This is a genomic window from Streptomyces xanthophaeus (assembly GCF_000725805.1).
Lineage (GTDB): Bacteria > Actinomycetota > Actinomycetes > Streptomycetales > Streptomycetaceae > Streptomyces > Streptomyces xanthophaeus.
In genome coordinates this window covers 1-20,798 of sequence record NZ_JOFT01000058.1, presented here as the reverse complement: position 1 = coordinate 20,798, position 20,798 = coordinate 1, and the positions used below count along the sequence as shown (strand labels likewise).

15 protein-coding genes are annotated in these 20,798 nt (G+C 71.0%); 13 read left to right on the top strand and 2 right to left on the bottom strand.

What is annotated here, in order from left to right; genetic code table 11:
- Positions 1-10 precede the first annotated feature (10 nt).
- Entirely contained in the window at positions 11-607 is a 597-nt protein-coding gene (locus tag IO30_RS0127815; protein WP_234321857.1) for a ScbR family autoregulator-binding transcription factor, read from the top strand.
- A 407-nt stretch (positions 608-1,014) separates the two neighbouring features.
- Positions 1,015-1,860 (top strand): AfsR/SARP family transcriptional regulator, encoded by an 846-nt coding sequence (locus IO30_RS0127810; RefSeq protein WP_031147351.1) that lies wholly within the window; start codon positions 1,015-1,017, stop codon positions 1,858-1,860.
- 336 nt (positions 1,861-2,196) lie between these two features.
- Here IO30_RS0127810 and IO30_RS0127805 read toward each other — a convergent pair whose 3' ends face one another.
- Positions 2,197-2,826, bottom strand: a complete 630-nt coding sequence (locus IO30_RS0127805) for a hypothetical protein (RefSeq protein ID WP_031147349.1) — start codon at positions 2,824-2,826, stop codon at positions 2,197-2,199.
- 858 nt (positions 2,827-3,684) lie between these two features.
- Between IO30_RS0127805 and IO30_RS0127800 the strand changes: the two genes are divergently transcribed.
- The 5 genes from IO30_RS0127800 (at position 3,685) to IO30_RS42215 (ending at position 11,723) form a co-directional block, all read left to right on the top strand.
- On the top strand, positions 3,685-5,715 hold the full coding sequence (locus IO30_RS0127800; RefSeq protein WP_078904841.1) for an FAD/NAD(P)-binding protein: 2,031 nt from the start codon (positions 3,685-3,687) through the stop codon (positions 5,713-5,715).
- Positions 5,712-7,253: a nitrosuccinate lyase gene (locus IO30_RS0127795; protein ID WP_078904840.1), complete on the top strand. Its 1,542-nt coding sequence runs from the start codon at positions 5,712-5,714 to the stop codon at positions 7,251-7,253. Before IO30_RS0127800 ends, IO30_RS0127795 begins: the two co-directional genes overlap by 4 nt.
- Before the next feature lie 120 nt (positions 7,254-7,373).
- Positions 7,374-8,915 (top strand): FAD-dependent oxidoreductase, encoded by a 1,542-nt coding sequence (locus IO30_RS0127790; RefSeq protein ID WP_158866799.1) that lies wholly within the window; start codon positions 7,374-7,376, stop codon positions 8,913-8,915.
- 407 nt (positions 8,916-9,322) lie between these two features.
- Entirely contained in the window at positions 9,323-11,041 is a 1,719-nt protein-coding gene (gene qcrB, locus IO30_RS0127780) for a cytochrome bc1 complex cytochrome b subunit (protein ID WP_031147339.1), read from the top strand.
- A 325-nt stretch (positions 11,042-11,366) separates the two neighbouring features.
- Positions 11,367-11,723: a DUF3099 domain-containing protein gene (locus tag IO30_RS42215; RefSeq protein ID WP_051859675.1), complete on the top strand. Its 357-nt coding sequence runs from the start codon at positions 11,367-11,369 to the stop codon at positions 11,721-11,723.
- 106 nt (positions 11,724-11,829) lie between these two features.
- On the opposite strand, the gene IO30_RS0127770 is transcribed toward IO30_RS42215, so the two are convergent.
- Positions 11,830-13,047, bottom strand: coding sequence for a multidrug effflux MFS transporter (locus tag IO30_RS0127770; RefSeq protein ID WP_037895327.1), 1,218 nt, complete (start codon positions 13,045-13,047; stop codon positions 11,830-11,832).
- 787 nt (positions 13,048-13,834) lie between these two features.
- Between IO30_RS0127770 and IO30_RS0127765 the strand changes: the two genes are divergently transcribed.
- From IO30_RS0127765 to metK, 6 genes are all read left to right on the top strand, one after another.
- The gene (locus IO30_RS0127765) at positions 13,835-14,899 is read left to right on the top strand and encodes a type III polyketide synthase (RefSeq protein WP_199921101.1); all 1,065 of its coding nucleotides are present in this window, start codon (positions 13,835-13,837) and stop codon (positions 14,897-14,899) included.
- 62 nt (positions 14,900-14,961) lie between these two features.
- Entirely contained in the window at positions 14,962-15,513 is a 552-nt protein-coding gene (locus IO30_RS0127760) for a cupin domain-containing protein (protein ID WP_031147331.1), read from the top strand.
- A 12-nt stretch (positions 15,514-15,525) separates the two neighbouring features.
- On the top strand, positions 15,526-16,686 hold the full coding sequence (locus IO30_RS0127755; protein ID WP_037895326.1) for a DegT/DnrJ/EryC1/StrS family aminotransferase: 1,161 nt from the start codon (positions 15,526-15,528) through the stop codon (positions 16,684-16,686).
- The gene (locus IO30_RS0127750; protein ID WP_031147327.1) at positions 16,683-17,678 is read left to right on the top strand and encodes a methyltransferase; all 996 of its coding nucleotides are present in this window, start codon (positions 16,683-16,685) and stop codon (positions 17,676-17,678) included. The genes IO30_RS0127755 and IO30_RS0127750 overlap by 4 nt, the downstream gene beginning before the upstream one ends.
- A 299-nt stretch (positions 17,679-17,977) precedes the next feature.
- On the top strand, positions 17,978-19,564 hold the full coding sequence (locus IO30_RS0127745) for a class I adenylate-forming enzyme family protein (protein ID WP_031147325.1): 1,587 nt from the start codon (positions 17,978-17,980) through the stop codon (positions 19,562-19,564).
- Positions 19,565-19,679: 115 nt separating this feature from the next.
- The coding region (gene metK / locus IO30_RS0127740) for a methionine adenosyltransferase (RefSeq protein ID WP_031147323.1) at positions 19,680-20,798 on the top strand (1,119 nt) is incomplete at its 3' end.

The following is a 20,798-nucleotide window of genomic DNA, read 5'->3' as shown; positions in this document are numbered from 1 at the left end:
GGAACGCGCAGTGCGGACTCGGGAAACCCTGATCCACCGTGCGGCCGAGACATTCGACCGTGAGGGTTTCACGATCGCGTCGCTCACCACGATCAGCACCCAGGCCGGGGTGAGCAACGGCGCACTGCACTTCCACTTCGCCTCCAAGGCTGCCTTGGCCGACGCCGTCGAGGACGCCGCCCTGCAGGGGCTGCGGGCCGTCACGGCGCAGTCGTCACCGGCCGGGGCGAGCCACCTGCAGCACCTCGTCGACGTGACCCACGGGCTCGCCCACGAGCTGCGCGGCAACAAGGTGCTGCGGGCCGGGTTCAAGCTGAGCGGCGACGTGGCCCGGCCGCGCCGCACCGACCTGCGCGAGCACTGGCAGAGCTGGGTCGAGGAGGAAGTGGCCCGGGCCGGGGCGCAGGGGGAACTGCGCCCCGGTGTGGAGCCGGAGGGCGCCGTGAGCGCGGTGGTGGGCGCGACCGTGGGGTTCGAGGTGCTGTCCGTCCGCGACGCCACCTGGATCTCGCGCCGCACCGTCACGCGGTTCTGGGAACTGCTGCTGCCGTCCCTCGCGGCGCAGGACGTCCTCGTCCGGATCCAGGCGCAAGGAAGCGGAGCGTAACCGACCGGGCGGTCTCTTCGAGGGTTCCTCAGTCGTCGCCGATGACCCGCCCGAGGGTCCGATTTCGGGCGTACCCCTTCTGCTGCAACGGAGTTCGCGCCTGAGCGCGGCTCGCGTCCCTTGCGTGCGATCCGCGGTGAAGATTCAGCCATCTCGCGATGTGGCCTTCTCGGCCACCCGGGCTCCTGACGGCAAAGATCTTGTCTGACCTGCTGGTTTGCTGCCGCCGAAGGCTCAACTGGCGGCGCGGGCAAGGGTGGTGCTGGCTGGAATCGGACCGATCGTATTGACAAACCGACTGTGCTGTTTTTTTATCAGGGGGTCAGGTGCGAGTGCGCACCGGACGCCCGGCGGGTCGCAACCATGCAGGCCGGGACCGACCTTCGGGCGAATCCTTTGGGGGAAAAATGGACATCGAAGTGCTGGGTGCGCTGTCGGTCCGGGAAAACGGGGTCTCGATCACTCCGACCGCGCCGAAGCCGAGACACGTACTGGCCTTGCTGGCGCTCCACGCCGACCAGGTCGTCTCCGTGGGCCTGCTGATCGAGGAGCTGTGGGGCGCGACCCCGCCGCGCAGCGCCCGCACCACGCTGCAGACCTACGTGCTGCAGCTGCGCGTACTGATCGCCAACGCGCTGGAGCACGGCGATGACGAGCGCTGCACCGCGAAGGACATCCTGGCCACCCTCCCCGGCGGCTACCGCCTGGAGACGCGCGGCGGCACGGTGGACTACCGGGAGTTCGAGCGCCGCGCCGGTGCCGGCTACCGGGCCATGGACTCCGAGGACTACGCGGGCGCGGCCCGCCGCCTCGCCGACGCGCTCTCCCTGTGGACCGGGCCCGCGCTCAGCGACGTACAGGCCGGCACCCGCATCGAAACGGAGGCCAGGCGGCTGGAGGAGGCCCGGCTGTGCGCGCTCGACCAGCGCATCGAGGCCGACCTGCGCCTGGGGCGCCACCGGGAGCTGCTGTCGGAGCTGACCGTGCTGGTCAACCAGTACCGGATGCACGAGAGCCTGCACGGCCAGTTCATGCTGGCGCTGCACCGTTCGGGCCGCCGCGGCGAGGCCCTCAAGGTCTACCAGCGGCTGCGTACGACGCTGGTGTCGGAGCTGGGTCTGGAGCCCTCGGCGGCGCTCAGCCGCCTGCAGCGCTCCATCCTGATGGCGCACCCCGAGACCGCGGTGCCCGCCGGTGTCGCGGCGGCCGCACAGGCTCCCGCGGGCGGCCGGGTCGTCGCCCGCCTGAACTGACCGACGGGCCCTCCCGGGCCCGTACGGCAGGCCTCCACCCGCCCGGCGTCGTCGGCGGGCCGGGCGCGGGACCCGCGGGCCGGCAGCGCTCCCGCGGGCCGGCAGCGCTCCCGCGGGCCGGCAGCGGCTCCTGCGGGCCGGCAGCGGCTCCTGCGGATCAGCAGCGGCGCTGGACGGCGATGTTCGTGAGTTCTTCGATGTCGAACTGGGAGCGGCCCGGTGCCCCGTAGCGAGTTATCTTCCCCCGGCTCACCCATTTGCGGATGGTCGCCTCGGTGACTCCCACGGCAAGGGCTGCCACATTCGTCGGAACGAGTCTGTGGTGAGGCGGCCTGCTCATGCGTCCACACTTTCTCGCTGGTGCTCCATGAGCTGGCGAAGGGTGAGCCATTCGCGCATCTCCCAAGAGTGTCCGGCAGAGCATTTGAGGCTGCTCCTGCCGGAATGACCGGCCGTCTCCGGTGCTGCGCTGATCGTCCCGGTGCAGGAACCCACCACGCACTTCCTCATGATGGCGTGGAGGCCGTTCGGGTCGGGGTCGACTGCGCGACGCAATTCGGCGGTGACGGCGTCGATCTCGTCCGCGAAATCGACCGCCAGGTGTTGCGCGGCGATCCACTCCAGGTTTTCCGTGAGCAGTCGGGCGAACTGCAGGGCCGAACGCCCGAGGGGAGCCCGGCCGAGCTTCTCCGTGATGATTCCCGCCCAGGAATCGAGGATCGCCAGGCTGTTGTGGCGGGCCTCCAGGACGGACATGTTCAGGTGGTCCCGGTTGCGGCTGCCCGACACCTTCGTCGGGTTCGTACGCCGGGGCGAGGGCGACATCTGGTGCAGGCACTCCTGGTGGAGGCCGGGGAGCGTACGCAGGTTCCGCTCCAGCTGTCGGATGCAGGGAACGCACAGGACGAACCCGTCGGCGGCGAGGGTCTCCCTGGCGTGGCTTCTGGGGCACGGGCGAACGTTCATTGAATCTCCTTCATGAGATGACTCGCGCCCGCAATCTCCGTGGGGTGGCATGGCCGCCCGTCCGATTGCGGAAGTTGCTTCATGATCGGTGGCCTGCGGGGAGGTGGGGAGTGGCTGGCATACATCCCCGTCCCGAGGCTCCTGAAAGATTTCGCTGGTGCGGTTCTGTGTGCCGGTTCAGGAAGATCCGATAGACGGTTCAGATTGAACCCGGCAGGCGCCGGCCCTCGTTCTTTCAGTAGATTCAGTCGTCATTTGCGTTCATTTCCCCCGTGGTTTCCAGAAGTTCCCTGGGTGTGGCCGAAAGGTTCTGCGAGTGGGCCGGAAGTGTCAATATCCATCGCGTGACGGGATGTAGTGAGAATCCCGGACCATGGATTCCTCGTCTCGTGGCAGACGTATTCAGGATGACGCTTCCGTTGATTCTCGATCTCCAGGTGGGGTGCGTGCCGTACATCCGGATGCGGTCCGTCCATTGCCCCGGTTATACGCCCGCCGCTGAACGTAACCACGGTTGGTCGAGTCCTGATGCAGCCCTGCACGGGCCCGGCTTGGACGTCCGCACGCATCCGCAGCCGGTGATCACCCGCAGTGCAACCGCCCGCCGCCGCAGTCCGCGGCCGGGCTCCTCAAGTCCCCTTCCACCTGGATCCGAGCCTCAGTGCAGTGCCTCCGCCCACGGTGACCGAGGAAGGAGGCGCTGTGAACGGAACGCACGGAGACGAACGCGCAATACGCGCCGCACTCACCGCAGGGCCGCCGGTGACGGCGGCCGTTCAGTTTTCCCAGGGGAACCCGTTCCCCTCAGACCACCCGGCCGCCCTGGCTCACGTCCCGCTCAACGGGGACAGCGCGGCGGTGCATGCGGAGGTGTGTCTCGTCGGTGCTGGGCCCCGAGGGCTCTCCGTACTGGAACGACTCTGCGCACAGGAGGGGAAGTCGCCCCGCTGGGACTCCCTGACCGTGCACGTCGTCGACCCGGACCCGCCGGGCTCAGGACGGGTATGGCGGCCCTCGCAGTCCCGCCACCTGCTGATGAACACCGTTGCCTCGCAGGTGACGGTGTACACCGACGCCAGTGTCCGCATCGACGGGCCGCTGGACGAGGGACCGAGCCTGTACGAGTGGGCCAAGTCCCTGGAGGCAGGTGCGCTGGAGACCGCTCCCGGAGCCGTCTACGACGACGAGATCCTCGCCGAGGTGGGCCGGCTGGGCCCCGACACCTACCCCACCCGCGCCCTCTACGGCAGCTACCTGACCTGGGTGTTCCAGCGGGTCGTCGCCAACGCGGCCGCGCACGTGAGCGTACGCACGCACCCCGTGCGCGCCGTCGCCCTGGAGGAGTCCGACGCGGGACACGCGGGGCCGCAGACCGTGGTCCTGGAGGACGGCACCAGGCTGTCCGGCCTGTCCGCGGTCGTCCTCGCCCAGGGCCACGTACCGGCCCGGCTCACGGAGACCGAGCGGGAGCTGACCGGCTTCGCCGCCCGGCACGGGCTGACGTACTTGGCCCCCTCCAATCCCGCCGACGTCGACCTGTCGGACATCGGGCCCGGCGAGCACGTGCTGCTGCGCGGGCTCGGGCTCAACTTCTTCGACTACCTGGCGCTGTTCACCCACGGCCGGGGCGGTGTCTTCACCCGTGTGGACGGCCGTCTGGTCTACCGGCCCTCCGGCCACGAACCGCGCCTGTACGCGGGCTCCCGGCGCGGCGTGCCCTACCAGGCGCGCGGCGAGAACGAGAAGGGAGCCCACGGGCGCTACTACCCCCGGCTCCTCACCGCCGGGTACATCTCCCGGCTGCGCGCCCGGGACATCCGCCGCGGGTCCATCGACTTCGTCGCCGACCTGTGGCCGCTGGTCTCCAAGGAGGTCTGCGGCGTCTACTACACGGCCCTGCTCGCCGCGCGCGGCGAACTCACCGACAACGGCGCGGAGTTCACCGAGCGGTACCTGCACGCCGAGCCCGGAGAGGCCGAGGACCGGCTCCTCGACGAGGCCGGGATCGCCCCGGCCGAGCGCTGGGACTGGGAGCGCATCTCCCGTCCCTACGGCGACGAGGAGTGCTACGACCTGGCCAGCTTCCGCGCCTGGCTGCGCGGCCACCTGGACGAGGACGTCCGGCTGGCCCGCCAGGGCAACGTGAGCGGGCCGGTCAAGGCAGCGCTCGACGTCCTGCGGGACCTGCGCAACGAGCTGCGGCTCGCCATCGACCACGCCGGTCTGTCCGCCGCGTCCCACCGCGACGGCCTCGACCGCTGGTACACCCCGCTCAACGCCTACCTGTCCATCGGACCCCCGGCGTCGCGCATCGAGGAGATGGCCGCGCTCATGGACGCGGGCGTCCTCGACGTGACCGGCCCCGGCCTGCGCGTCACCGCCGACGAGCAGGACCCGCTCGGCCCCTGCTTCACCGTCACGTCGAGCGCGATACCGGACGTGCGGGTACGGGCCACGGTGCTCATCGAGGCCCGCCTGCCCGAGATCGACCTGCGGCGCACCGCGGACCCGCTGATGAACGAGCTCCTGCGGACCGGGCAGTGCCGCCCGTTCCGCATCCCGGGCGAGGACTCCACGGGTGCCTCGGACTACGAGACCGGCGGTCTCGCCGTGTCCGAGCGGCCGTACCACCTGATCGATGCCCAGGGGGTGCCGCACCCGCGGCGCTTCGCCTACGGCGTGCCCACCGAGTCCGTGCACTGGGTGACCGCCGCGGGCATCAGGCCCGGCGTCGGCTCCGTCACCCTGGAGGACTCCGACGCCATCGCGGCAGCGGTCCTCGCGGTGCCCGGGCTGCCGGCCGCGCGGCGCCGGACAACGCCCGGCTTCCCGAGGAGCCGTACGGCCACCGCCCCGGTCACGGCCGCCGGCGCGAAGGCAGGCGCATGAGTCCCTTGCACGAGTCCCCGCGGGCGGGGAGGCTCTCCGCCCTGCTGGACTCCGGGCTGCTCTCGCCGGTCCGGGCGGGCACTCCGGTCGAGGCGGCCGTCAGCGACATGGCCTGGCTCCAGGCGATGCTCGACGCGGAAGCGGGCCTGGCACGGGCCCAGGCCCGCTGCGGGACCGTGCCCGCACGGGCGGCCGAGGCCATCACGGCCGCCGCCCGTGCGGACCTCCTCGACGTACGGGAGCTGGCGCTCGCCGCGCGCGAGACCGCCAACCCGGTGGTGGGCCTGGTGAAGGCGTTCACCGCGCTGGTCGCCCGGAACTCCCCGGAAGCCGCCGAATACGTCCACCGCGGCTCGACCAGCCAGGACGTGTTCGACACCGGCGCGATGCTCGTCGCAGCGCGGGCACTGCGGCTGATCATCGCGGACCTGCGGGCCGTGGCCGCCGCCCTGGCGGGCCTCGCGGCCACGCACCGGGACACGGTGATGGCCGGCCGCACCCTCGCCCTGCACGCCGTGCCCACGACCTTCGGGCTCAAGGCGGCAGGGTGGCGCCTGCTGGTCCTGGACTCGGCCGAACGCCTCGAACGGGTCGCCCGCACCGGGCTCCCGGTGGCGCTCGGCGGCGCGGCCGGGACCCTGGCCGGCTACCTCCAGTACGCGGGGGAGGACGCCGACCCCGCGACCGTGCTCGACGAACTCGGCGCCGCCTTCGCCGCCGAGACGGGCCTGGCCCACCCCGTGCTGCCCTGGCACGCCCTGCGCACCCCCGTCGCCGACCTGGGGGCCGCGCTCGCCCACACGTCCGCGGCCCTCGGCAAGATCGCCGCGGACGTGCTGGTCCTCGCCCGGACCGAGGTCGGCGAAGTGGCCGAGCCCGCGGTCGCCGGGCGGGGGGCCTCGTCGGCGATGCCGCACAAGCGCAACCCCGTGCTCGCGACCCTGATCCGCTCCGCCGCCCTGCAAGTGCCCGCCCTGTCCACCGTGCTGGTCCAGTGCCTGTCCACCGAGGACGAGCGTTCGGCCGGGGTGTGGCACGCGGAGTGGCAGCCGCTGCGCGAATGCCTGCGGCTCACCGGCGGCGCCGCGCACACGGCCCTCGAACTCGTACGGGGACTCACCGTCCACCCCGAGCGGATGCGCTCCAACCTCGGAGCGACCGGCGGGCAGCTCGTCTCGGAGCGGGTCTCCGCCGTCCTGGCGCCGCTGCTGGGCAAGGCGGCGGCCAAGGAACTGCTGACCCGTGCCTCGCAGGCCGCCTCCGCGACCGGTCGGCCGCTCGCCGACGTACTGGCCGAACTGCCCGAGACCCAGGGCCTGCTGACGCGTGAGGAGACGGCCGCGCTGCTCGATCCGGCCGGGTACACGGGCGTCGCCGGACCGCTCGTCGACCGGGCGCTCGCCTCACCGGGGCACGCACGGGCACGGCTGCGGGACACCTATGCCGCAGCTCCGCGTCCCGCCGTCGACGTGGCGCCGCAGACCTCGGACGGGCTGGTCCCGGCGGTGGCGGACACCGCCCGCTCGACACCTGCTTGAGCCTGCCTCGGGGCCCTCTCGAAGGCCCTTCGAGGTCCCGTCCCCGACCGGCCGAACCCCGCCCCGCGGAGCGGCCGTACACCGCATGATGCAACCACGATGATCGGGAGGGGCAGCCTAGTGAGTCCGGACGCACAGGTGGTCGGCGGGGGCCACGGCCATGCCGTGGTGATCGGCTCCAGCCTCGCCGGTCTCACCGCGGCGCAGGCCCTGGCCAACTTCATGGACCGGGTCACCGTGATCGAGCGCGACTGGGTGCCCCGCGGACCCGGGCGGCGCCGGGGCGTGCCCCAGGCGCGGCACACGCACACCCTGACCGCGAGCGCCCACCGGGGCCTGGAGGAGCTGTTCCCGGGCATCGGCCGGGAACTCACCGCCGCCGGTGCCGTCCGGGTCCGGATGCCCGAGGACATGCTGCTGCTCGGGCCCGGCGGCTGGCTGCCCCGCGACGGCGCGGACCTGTCGGTCCTCAGCGCCAGCCGCGACCTGATCGACGCGGCGATACGCGACCGGCTGCGCGCCGACCCCAAGGTGTCCTTCCTCCAGGAACACGAGGCCGTCGGGCTGGAACCCGGCCGCAACGACACCGTCACCGGGGTCTGGGTGCGCGGCCGGGACCGCAAGGCGCCCGAGGGCTGGGCCGCCCGGCGCCTGGTGTCCGCCGAGTTCGTGGTGGACGCGAGCGGGCGCGGCTCGCGCGCCCCCCAGTGGCTGACCGAGATCGGCTACCAGCCCCCGCTGGAGACGGTGGCGGGCGCCCGGACCTCCTGCGCCACCGCCCTCTTCGCACCGCCCGTCGGCCACGTCGCCGACTGGAAGAGCCTGTTCCTCATGGCTTCGCCCGACAATCCGCGCCAGGGCGTCCTCCACCCCGTGGAGGGCGGCCGCTGGTCCGTGACCGTCAGCGCCCAGGACGGCGAACGGCCGCCCACCGACCACGAGGGCTTACTACGGGCGGCCGGCGCCCTGCGCCACCCGCTGCTGCGCGAGGTCATAGAGGTCGCCACACCGCTCGGCCCCGTCTACGGCAGCAGCGGCACCGAGAACCGCTGGCGCCACTACGAGCAGCTGCGCCGCTGGCCCGACCAGTTCCTCGTCGTCGGCGACGCCCTCGCCGCCCTCGACCCGGCCCACGGCCAGGGCATGACGCTCGCCGTGCAGTGCGCCCTCGTCCTCGACCAGATGCTGATCAGCCACGGCACCGCCGTCGGCATCACCTACCGGCTGCGCCGTGCCCTCGCCCACCGGCTGGCCCCCGCCTGGCAGCTGAGCACCCGCAACCCGTACGCGGCAGGGGACGGGCAGGACGCGCCGACGGGCCTGCGGGCCCGGCTGGGCCGGCGCTACGCGGACCGGCTCGCGGCAGCCGCGACCACCGACCCGTCCGCCGCGGCACTGCTGATCGACGCGCTCCACACGGGGACCCCGACCTCCGGGGGACTGCGCCCGCGCGTGCTGCTCGCCGCGCTCCGCGGCCCCGCCGCCCAGGCGGGCACCGTCGTGCCCAGCACCACCCACGGCCCGGGCGGGCGGCGCCGCCGCTCCAGCGCGCCGGACGCACCCGTCATCGGGGTCTCCACCGGGTCCACGCGGTCGCGCATCACGGGATCGTCGGCGCAGTGGCCGTCCCCGGCGCCCGCGGGCGACCGGCGGGGTTCGTAACAGCCCTTTTCCGCAACGCGGCAAGTTGTACCCGGCCGTCGGCCGTACGGAACACAGCCATACGATTCGCCTATGACCAGAGTGGAGCTATTAGGCGCTGTAGCAGCCGACTTGAGGGACAGGGGGCCGAAAAAAACCGGTAACCCGGTTGGAAAATTCGGCTTGTTGCAGATGAGGGAGGCTGATGAACACCGGAGCGGCTCGCAACTCGCTCAAGAATCAGTCCAGTCGGGGCAGGAGTTCCGCTTGAGCCCGGTTGTCCGCCCCTATCGGGCGTCGATAGCGTTCCAGGTGCTCCAGGGCACGGGCCAGCTTCCGCCGCGGCAGGCCGCCACGACCACCGACCGCCTGCCGGCCGGACCGGAAATGCCCGTAACGGCCGAGCGGCGAGGGGAGGGCGCGCGGGTATGAGCACGACCAATACGGCGCCGCAGAGTGCGCGCACCGAGGAATCCGCGGGCGAGCGCATCGCCGACTGGGCGGACAGCCGGCTCGGGATCTACCATTTGCGGTTCCTGGTCCGCAAGGTCTTTCCCGACCACTGGTCCTTCATGTTCGGTGAGATTGCGCTCTACAGCTTCGTGATGCTGCTCCTCACCGGGACGTGGCTCACTTTCTTCTTCAACCCGAGCATGGGTGAAGTCGTCTATCACGGCCCGTACACCGAGCTGAACGGCGTCCGGATGTCGGAGGCCTACGCCTCCACGATCAAGATCAGCTTCGAGATCCGCGGCGGCCTGTTCATCCGGCAGGTGCACCACTGGTCGGCCCTGATCATGATCGGCGCGCTCTGCCTGCACACGATGCGCCACTTCTTCACGGGCTCGTTCCGCAAGCCGCGCGAGGCCAACTGGCTGATCGGCTTCGTCCTGCTCGTGCTCGTCACCCTCGAGGGCTTCCTCGGGTACTCGCTCCCCGACGACCTGCTCTCGGGAACGGGCCTGCGCATCGCCGAGGGCGTCACCCTCGCCATCCCGGTGGTCGGCACGTACCTGGTGATGTTCCTGTTCGGCGGCGAGTTCCCCGGGCACGACGTGATCGGCAGGTTCTACAGCCTGCACATCCTGCTGATGCCCGCGGTGATCGTGGCCCTGCTGACCGTGCACCTGTTCATGGTCTTCTACCACAAGCACACCCAGTTCCGGGGTCCCGGACGCACCGAGAAGAACGTCGTCGGACAGCCTCTGATGCCGCACTACACGGGCAAGGCGGGCGGCTTCTTCTTCCTGGTCACCGGGGTGCTCGCCCTGATCGCGGGCATCGCCCAGATCAACCCCGTGTGGAACTTCGGTCCCTACCGGTCCGACCAGATCTCCCAGGGCTCCCAGCCCGACTGGTACATGGGATTCCTCGAAGGCGCCCTGCGTGCCTTCCCGGCCTGGGAGTTCACCCTGCCGGGCGGCTACACCGTCAACATGGGCGTGCTGGTCCCCGCGGTCATCCTGCCCACGCTGATGATGGCCGTCATCGCCCTGTGGCCGTTCCTGGAGGCCTGGGTCACCGGTGACAAGGAAGAGCACCACCTGCTCGACCGGCCGCGCGACCACCCCACGCGGACGGCGTTCGGCTCCGCCTTCATCGCCCTCTACCTGGTGCTGTTCTTCGGCGGTGCGAACGACATCCTGGCCGAGAAGTTCGACCTGTCGCTGAACACCATCACCTATGCGGTCCGGATCGGAGTCTTCCTCGTTCCGTTCCTGACGTACGTCGTCACCAAGCGGATCGCTCTGGGCCTGCAGCGCAGGGACCGCGACAAGCTCCTGCACGGCCGCGAGACCGGCAAGATCAGGCGGCTCCCGCACGGTGAGTTCGTCGAGGTGCACGAGCGTCTCGACCGCGGCCAGGAGTACGCCCTGCTCGCCAGGGCGCGCTACGCCCCCCTGCCGGCGCCCGAGCCCGAACACGACGGCGTGCCCAACCCGAAGAGCCGCAAGGAAGCGCTGCGCTACCGGCTCAGCCGCTGGCTCTACGGCGAGCAGGTCCCGCTGCCGACCCCGCAGGAGATGCAGGAGGCGCTGGCGCACCTCGGCCACTCCGCCGACGGTCATTCCTCGCCCGACGGGCACGCGAAGATCGGCCGACAGGGTTCCGCAGAAGAACGGCAGCCGGAGCAGGAACTGCACTGATCCGGCGGCACGGCACGGAGAAGAACCGGGCCGGGTAGGCACCACCGCGGCGGCGCGGGTGATCGGGGGACGGTCATCCGCGCCGCCGTTCCCGTTCCCGGCGGCAGGTACCGCACGCCCGGCGCCGCGGGCCCCCGGCTCCGGCCAGGCCGGCGTCGTCGCATGCGCCGTCGGGACCCGTACGACAGGGACTCGAGCCGCTCCGGAGCGGGCGGCCACAGCATGGACGGACGTCCGCGCAGCGCGGACTCCTTGCCCAGCTCAACAGGGGGCCAGCTCCCCTGCGGCATTCCGGCACCCGTGCCGGAGCATCCACGGAGGCCCGATGAACCGAACCCCATGGCGCCGGGACGGAACCCGGGCCGAGTCCATCACCCGGGCGCGCACCGGCCTGAGCGAGGACGTGCGGGGCCGCCAGCGCCGCTACATCGTGGCCATGGGGGTGCGCAGTGCCTGCGTGGTCGTGATGGCCGCCACCTGGAACAGCTGGCCCGCGCTCGCCATCGGCGCCCTGGTCGCCGGGGTCGTCATCCCGTACGCGGCCGTGGTCGCCGCCCAGGCCGGCTGGCGGCAGCAGCGGGGCACCCGGCCGGAGCTCGCGCCGGTCCGGGAGGAGCCCGCCGCCCGCATCCTCCTGGAACCCACCCTGATCCTTCCGCCGGAGCGGAAGATGGCGAGCTGACCCGCGGCGGCGCATCCCGCCCCGCAGCCGGACAGCCCGGACAGCCCGGACAGCACAGTGCCCGATCCGTTCGACGGATCGGGCACTGTGCTGTCGGGGGTGGTGCTCAGCGCCTGGTCAGCTCCGACTTCCGGTTCTGCCAGGGACGGCACAGCATCGTGAAGCAGGCGAGCGCGGCCAGCGCGCTGCACAGCTGGATCGTGGCCATCGGGACCGCCGAGCCCTTCCCGGCCATGCCGATCACCAGCGAGCCGGCAGCCCCGAAGACGTAGCACGAGGTGCCGAGCAGCGCGGAGGCGGAACCCGCGGAGTGCGGGGTGCGCATCAGACCGAGCGCCTGGGTGTTGGGCAGGACGAGGCCCAGCGAGGAGATCAGGACGAACAGGCCGATCGCGATCGGCACCGTGGCCACGTCGCCGAAGGCACCGCCCGCCACCAGCAGCAGTCCCGTTCCGGCGACGGCCATCAGGGAGAGCCCGGTGCCGAGCACCTTGTCCAGGCGGACCTTGCCGACGAGGAGCCGGCCGTTGACCTGACCGACGATCATCAGACCGAGGGAGTTGAGGCCGAAGAGCAGGGCGAAGGTCTGCGGGGAGGCCCCGTAGATCTCCTGGATCACGAACGGCGAGGCGGCGATGTAGGAGAACAGCGCGGCGTACGCGAACCCGTTCGTCAGCACGTGCCCGAGGAAGATCCGGTCGGCGAACAGGCCGCGCATGATCCACAGGGTCGACACCACTCCACCGCTCTGCCGCCTCTCGGCGGGCAGGGTCTCGGGCATCCGGCGCCAGATGAGCAGGGCGAGGGCGAGGCCGATCACGGTGAGGACGACGAAGACGCCCCGCCACGCGGTGAAGTGCAGCACCTGACCGCCGATGATCGGCGCGATGATCGGGGCGCAGCTGGAGACCATCAGCAGGGTGGAGAAGAACTTGGCCATCTCCAGGCCGTCGTACAGGTCGCGTACGACGGCGCGGGCGATGACCACGCCGGCCGCACCCGCCAGCCCCTGCACCAGGCGGCAGGCGATCAGCACCTCGATGGTGGGTGCGAAGGCGCAGCTCGCAGTGGCGATCACGTAGATGAACAGCCCGGCCAGCAGCGGCCTGCGCCGCCCCCACCGGTCACTCATCGGGCCCACGACGAGCTGTCCGATCGCCATGCCGGCGAGGCATGCCGTCAAGGTCAGCTGGCCGGCCGTGACGGAAGTGCCCAGACTGCGCGTGAGCTCCGGGAGAGCCGGGATGTACATGTCCATCGACACCATCGGCACCGCGGCCAGGGCGCTGAGCATGAAGGTGACGAGAAGCCCGGTCCGGCGCATCGCCCGGCCGTCGCCGACCGGACCGCGGCGGCCCTGCACCCGGGATGGTGTCACTCGGGCCCGCTCACCCCCGGTAGTGGATACCGCCGTGCGTTGAGACATTCGTCCCTCCACGTCCAAGTCGTATGAGTTTCCTGCCGATGGTGTCAGCAGGGGCCTCAGAACCAGTGGGGAATGACTGGCGCCGCACTTGGGCCCGACGGCTCGCGCCGACGCCGGGACAGTACGATGCGCGGAGGCGGGCCGCGGCCCGGAGGATCCCTTCACCGGGGTGCCGGGTGAGGTGCCAACCCCTCGCCGCAGCAGTCCAGTTGACGTGACCCAGGTCACGTTGTGACGCACTTGGCGGCGCGCGGCCATCCGTGTCACTATTTCGGCACGCCTTCCCTGCCCAAAAACGCTGCGTCCTCGTAGCTCGGGCGCCGATGCGGCGCCCCGTCGGGCGAGACCCCATCCGTTTCGCCCGGGCAGTGTTGACCGACCGCCCCATGGCGGTTCAGGAGGCAGCTGGCGTCGGCGATGGCCGACGCAGCTGGTTGTGCACCGGCGGACCCCACGCCGTGTCCCGTGCACCAGCCGCCCTCATGCACCCACGTAGGCCCTCGCGGCCTGTCCGGCCCGATCGACGACCTCGTCGATCGGGCCGTCGTGCGTTGTGCCCGCGCAGGGCGCGGAACGGAACGGACCCCCCTGGAGCTGTGCGGTAGCGACCAGGGCCCGGGCACCGGAGTGCGCGAAAGGCTTTTCACGTACAGAAGGCAGACTCAAGAGAAAATGGAGCCCAGATATGCCTAGGCTTTGCAAGCCCGCGGTGCACGCGCCGGAACACATCATCACGGTGGAAGAAACTCTCGAGTTCGCCGAAAGCGCCCACGCCGGAAAGCCGCAGCTGCCCCTGGCGCTTCGACTCATCCGGAACACGGGGGTGAAGAAGCGGCACCTGGTGCAGCCCATCGAGAAGACGCTCAGCCACCCGGGTCTCACGGAGCGCAACCGCATCTACGAGGTCGAGTCGAAGAAGCGGACCCCCGCGGTCATCGAAGAGGCCCTGAAGAACGCCGACCTGTCGGCCCGTGAGGTCGACGCGATCATCTACGTGTCGTGCACCGGCTTCCTCATGCCGTCGCTGACCTCCTGGCTGATCAACAAGCTCGGGTTCCGCCCCGACACCGTGCAGATACCGATCGCCCAGCTGGGTTGCGCGGCGGGCGGCGCGGCCGTCAACCGCGCCCACGACTTCGTCCTGGCCCACCCGGGAAGCAACGTCCTGATCGTGGCCTGCGAGTTCTGCTCGCTGTGCTACCAGCCGGACATGGACGACATCGGTTCGCTGCTGTCCGACGGACTCTTCGGCGACGCCGTCGCGGCCGCCGTGGTGCGCGCCGAGGGCGGCGTCGGCATCGACCTGGAGCGCAACGCCTCCTACGTCATCCCGAACACCGAGGACTGGATCTCCTACGCCGTCCGCGACACCGGCTTCCACTTCCAGCTCGACCGCCGCGTCCCCGGCACGATGGAGCCGCTGGCGCCGGTGCTGCGGGAGTTCGCCCAGAAGCACACCTGGGACGCCGGCAACCTCGACTTCTACATCGTGCACGCAGGCGGTCCGCGGATCCTGGACGACCTCGCCAAGTTCCTCGAGGTCGACCGCAAGGTCTTCCGCCACAGCTGGGCGACCCTGAGCGAGTACGGGAACATCGCCAGCGCCGTCGTGTTCGACGCGGCCCGCCGCCTCTTCGAGGAGGACGCGCCCGCGCACGACGCCAAGGGCCTCATCGCCGGGTTCGGTCCCGGCATCACCGCCGAGATGGCGCTCGGCCGCTGGTCCGTCGACGCGCCGCTCCACGACTGAGCCAGTCCGGAGAACACCCCGTTCGACGGGGTTTTTCGTACGCACGAAGAAAGTGAGAGCGAATGAGCATCGTCAGCGCCGGCGAGGGCCGGAAGCTGGTCACCAAGGCGCAGGAAGTGACCTTCAAGGCCACCGCGGGGGACGGTTCCTCCATTTCCATCTTCGAGGTCGTCGTCCCCCCGGGCTTCGACGTCGGTGCACACGTCCACACCGAGTCCCAGGAGTTCTTCTACGTCCTGGAGGGCGAGCTCGAACTGCTGTGCTTCGAGCCGACCGAGCGCACGACCGACACCTGGCACCACTGGGAGTCCGCCTCCGGTGACCGTGTGGTCCGCGTGGGCGCGGGCAGCTGCATGTTCGTTCCGCCGAACACGCCGCACGCCTTCCGCAACCCCACGGACAAGCCGACGACCATGCTCTTCCAGAGCTACCCGTCCCCCGAGCACGAGCACTACTTCGAGGAGATCACGGAGATCTGGTCGACCGGCCGGACCGTGGACCCCGCGGCCGTCGAGGAGATGCGCAAGCACTACGACGTCACCCAGATCACGCCGATGCGCTTCGAGCCGCCGGTTCTCCGGGACCCCCAGCCCGCCGCACAGTCGGAGGCCTAGGAAATGGGCGACGTGGACAACATCCCCCTGGTGCACGCCAGCCTGGGAGAGCAGGAGCTGGCCGCCGTCGCCGAGGTCTTCGCCTCGGGCTGGCCGGCCGGCCAGGGCCCGAAGGGCAAGGCCCTGGAGGCCCAGCTGAAGCAGCGCTACGGCGCGGGCGACGCGGTCGCGCTGTGCAACGCGGGCGCCGCCCTTCACCTGGCGATGCTCGCGCTGCGCGTCAAGCCGGGCGACGAGGTCATCGTCGCCGACTACACCTTCCCGGCGCCCGCCCACGCGGTGCGCTACGTGGGCGGGACCCCGGTCTTCGCCGACGTGCGCGCCGACACCGGCACCGTCGACCCGCAGGCGGTGGCGTCCCTCGTCAGCCCGCGCACCGTCGGCATCATCGCCGTCGACACCGTCGGCCTGCCCGCCGACTACGACGAGCTGCAGGCGATCGCCGACCGCCACGGCCTGTGGATCGTGGAGGACGCCGCCTGTGCGGTGGGCGCCACGTACAAGGGCCGGGAGGCCGGCTCGCTCGCCGAGGTGGGCGTCCTGTCCTTCCATGGGCGCAAGGGAGCCACCAGTGGTGAGGGCGGCGCCCTCATCGCCACCGACCCCGCGATCGGTGCGGACGCCCGGCAGCGGTCGTCCTTCGGCATCGGCAGCATCTACGACCAGGGCCAGGTCATCGGCCTGCCGATCCCTCAGTTCACGGAGATCGGCTACAACTTCAAACTGTCCGACATCGCCGCGGCGATCCTGCAGGTGCAGCTCCGCCGCATCGAGGAGCTGCTCGCGCGCCGCGCCGCCGTCGCCGCGCGCTACGCGGAGCACTTCGCCGACGAGGAGCTCCTGACGATCCCGTTCGTGCCGCAGGACCGCACCCACGCCTGGCAGTCCTACATCGTGAGGCTGGACCCGCGCATCGACCGCGGCGGGGTCGCCACCGAGCTGCGCGCGCACGGGATCGGCTCCCTCCACGGGACGTTCGCGAGCCATGTCCAGCCCGCGTTCGACGCCAAGCAGGTGTGCCCGGTCTCGGCCGATCTCTTCGACCGCGGCCTCGGCATCCCCATGCACGCCGAGCTCACGATGGACCAGGTGGACCGGGTCGCGGAGGTCCTCCGTCCGGCCCTGCGCACCCACGCCACACTCACACGATCCCTGAAGGGAGCAGCAGCATGACGAACAACCAGCCGGCCCCGGACCGGATCATGAGCCTGATCAACGGCTACTGGGCCACCGGTGTCATCGGCGCCTCGGCCACCCACTCCGTCTTCACGCACCTGGAGGACGGCGCGGGCACGGCCGCCGAGGTGGCCACCCGCGCCGCCATCTCCGAGCGGGGCGCGCAGAGCCTGCTCGACGGCCTGGTCAGCATCGGCCTGGTCACCCTGGCGGAGGGCCGCTACAGCAACACCGCCGAGGCGTCCGACTACCTGGTCGACGGCAAGCCCGCCTCCCTGGCCGGCTTCGCCAAGGTCAAGCTGAACCACACGGGCAGCCTGATCAACCTGCCCGAGGTGGTCCGCGTCGGCGGTCCGCTGGAGGACGCCGAGACGGACAAGGCCGACAACCTGCACTGGGCGGACATCGTCCCGGCGATCGCCGCCGTGTCGGTCCCCGCCGCGACGGCCGGTCTCGACGCGCTCGGCATCCGCGAGGCGGGCGAGATCTCGGTCCTCGACGTCGGCGGCGGCTCCGGCGTCTACGCCTCGATCTGGCTGAACGCCAACCCCGAGGCGCGCGCCACCCAGCTCGACTGGGAGCCGATCAACGCGATCGCGAAGCGGCTGGTGGGCGAGAACGGCGTCGGCGACCGCTTCACCACCGTCAACGGTGACTTCCACACCACCGACTTCGGGAGCGGGGAGTACGACATCGCGCTGTACTCCCACATCGCCCACCAGGAGGACGCGGCCAGCAACATCGAGGTCTTCACCCGGCTCCGCAAGGCCCTCAAGCCCGGCGGCGCCCTCGTCGTCAGCGACTACATCGTCGACGACGACCGCAGCGGTCCGGCCTTCCCGCTGCTCTTCGCCGCGGAGATGCTGCTGAAGAGCAACGACGGCGGCACCTACCGGCGCGCGGACTACCAGGAATGGCTGCTCAAGGCGGGCTTCGAAGAGGTGTCGTTCCACGACGCGGCCCCCGCCACGATGGTCATCGCCCGCTAGCAGCAACCCGTTGGGTGAACGGTGGGTGCGTGCAGGACGACCCTGACCCGCCGGTCCTTCACCCGGCCATCGAGAAGTCTCCCGTCAGGTGGGAGCGACCTGCTCGCCGTGGCCGTGGCCGTGGCCGCGCGTTCGTGGCCCGGGGCCGTTTCGGCCCCGGCTCCCTGCGACGCGGGCCCGGCCGGCGCGAGAGGCCCCGGGCGCCCCTCACGCGCGTCCTCGCGCCCCGTACGGAGCCGACGACCGCCCGAACGTTCACCGCTCACCGCTCACCGCTCACCACGAAGGAGACAGCCCAGATGAAGGGCTCTGTGGCCTACCGGTCGATACAGAAGCGCGGTCTTCACATCGGCCTGCTGGCGGAGATGGCCGCCGCCGTCAATCCGACCACCCCGATCACGCTGGACCACGACCTGGGCGTCCTGCCCGAGGTGGGCCGGCGGCTGACGGTGGCCCAGTACGCCGAGCACGTGGACGACCTGGCGGCCCGCCTGTGGGCCGCCGGGGTCCGTCCCGACGAGCGCGTCGTGCTGTTCAAGACCGCCAACGCCGACCACTGGATGCTCGCCGCCGCGGTGTCCCGCATCGGCGGCGTCGTGGTCAACCTCTCGCCCGCCCTCGACGCGGCGACCGTCGCCGTCCTGCTGGAGCGGGTCGACCAGCCGACGCTGCTGACCGAAGGCAGCAAGCTCGACCTGCTCGCCGACGTACCGCTGGCGGACCTCACCCGGCGGGTGATCACCTCGGCCGACCACCGCCCGGGAACCATCTCGCTCGCCGACCTCGCCGGCTCGCCGCGGGTCAAGCCGGTGGTCCGGCCGATCGACGAGGCCGCCGTCATCACCCACACCTCCGGCACCACCGGCATCCCCAAGCTCGTGGTGCACACGCCCCGCACCCAGGGCATCCGCCTCGTACCGCAGTGGCGGCTGCTGTCGCTGCTGCGCAAGAAGGAGACCGTCGCCATCCACGTGCCGTTCGTGCACTCGCGGATGGTCGCGGCGATGTCCCTGGCCCTGCTGAAGGAGTACCCGGTCCTGCTGATGCGGGAATCGGAGCCCGCCGACGTCGCCGAGCAGCTCCTGGAACACCGGCCCGTGCTCATCGAGGCGCTGCCCAACTCGCTCATGGAGTGGGAGGGCCTCGCCGAGGACCCGCGCGCGCCGTTCAGCTCGGTCAAGGTCTTCAGCAGCACCTTCGACGCCATCCACCCCGCCACCATGAGCAAGCTGCTCAAGGCGTCCGACCGGCGGGGCGCCCTCTTCTTCCAGATCTACGGGCAGAGCGAGGTCGGCCCGGCCGTCGGCCGCGCCTACTTCCGCAACTCCGCCCACAAGGCGAACGGCCGCTGCGTCGGCTGGGCCATGCCGCTGGGCGCCGCGAAGATCCGGGTGGTCAGCCGCAACGGCCAGACGCCGTCCCCGGAGAACCCCGGCCTCATCGAGGTCGCCTGGGACGGCATCGCCAAGAGCTACTTCGGCGAGCAGGACCGCTACGACAGCAACCGTGACGGCGAGTGGTGGGGGACCGGCGACGTCGGTTACCGCACCAAGTTCGGCTGCCTGCACATGCTCGACCGTGAAGTCGACATGATCCCCGGGGTGCGCAGCACCCTGGAGATCGAGGACATCGTGCTCGGCAAGCTGCACGAGCTGAGCGAACTGGTCGTGGTGCAGGGCCCGGACTCCAAGCCGGTCCCGGTGATCTGCACCGTCGACGACATCCCGCTGGACCGCAACCGCTGGCGCGCCGCCGTCGTCGAGTTCCCGCAGCTCGCCGAGCCCGTCCAGATCCCGCAGGCCGAGCTGCCCAGGACCGCCACGCTGAAGGTGCAGCGCCTCGCGCTGGCCCGGCGGTTCGAGGAGCAGCTCCAGAAGTCGGCCTGATCCGGGGCGATCACCGAGGACGTCCGGCGGGATCCCGTCGGACGTCCCCCCGTACGGGCCGTTCTGTTCCGCCACCCCAGTCGCCTGCCCCTTCCCACTACCGTCTTGGAGAGTCATGTCCCGCCGCCTGTTCACCTCGGAGTCCGTGACCGAAGGACATCCCGACAAGATCGCCGACCAGATCAGCGACACCATCCTCGACGAGCTGCTGCGTCAGGACCCCACCTCGCGCGTCGCGGTCGAGACCCTGATCACCACCGGTCAGGTCCACATCGCCGGCGAGGTGACCACCAGCGCGTACGCCGACATCGCCTCCCTCGTACGGCAGAAGGTCCTCGACATCGGCTACGACTCCTCGTCCAAGGGCTTCGACGGCGCCTCCTGCGGCGTGTCGGTGTCCATCGGCGCGCAGTCCCCGGACATCGCGCAGGGCGTCGACACGGCCTACGAGTCGCGGGTCGAGGGCGATGACGACGCTCTGGACAAGCAGGGCGCCGGTGACCAGGGCCTGATGTTCGGTTACGCGACCGACGAGACCCCGAACCTGATGCCGCTGCCCATCGAGCTGGCCCACCGCCTCTCGCGCCGCCTCACCGAGATCCGCAAGGACGGCACGGCCCCCTACCTGCGTCCCGACGGCAAGACCCAGGTCACCATCGAGTACGACGGCAGCACCCCCGTCCGCCTGGACACCGTCGTGGTCTCCTCGCAGCACGCGAGCGACATCGACCTGGACTCGCTCCTCGCCGCCGACATCCGCGAGCACGTCGTCGAGTACGTCCTCGCGCAGCTCGCCGCCGACGGCATCAAGCTGGAGACCGAGGGCTACCGCCTGCTGGTCAACCCGACCGGCCGCTTCGAGATCGGCGGCCCGATGGGTGACGCCGGCCTGACCGGCCGCAAGATCATCATCGACACCTACGGCGGCATGGCCCGCCACGGCGGCGGTGCCTTCTCGGGCAAGGACCCGTCCAAGGTCGACCGCTCCGCCGCCTACGCGATGCGCTGGGTCGCCAAGAACGTCGTCGCCGCCGGTCTGGCCTCGCGCTGCGAGGTCCAGGTCGCGTACGCGATCGGCAAGGCCGAGCCCGTCGGCCTCTTCGTCGAGACCTTCGGCACCGCCAAGGCGGACGTCCAGAAGATCGAGGACGCCATCGGCGAGGTCTTCGACCTGCGCCCGGCCGCGATCATCCGCGACCTCGACCTGCTGCGCCCGATCTACTCCCAGACCGCC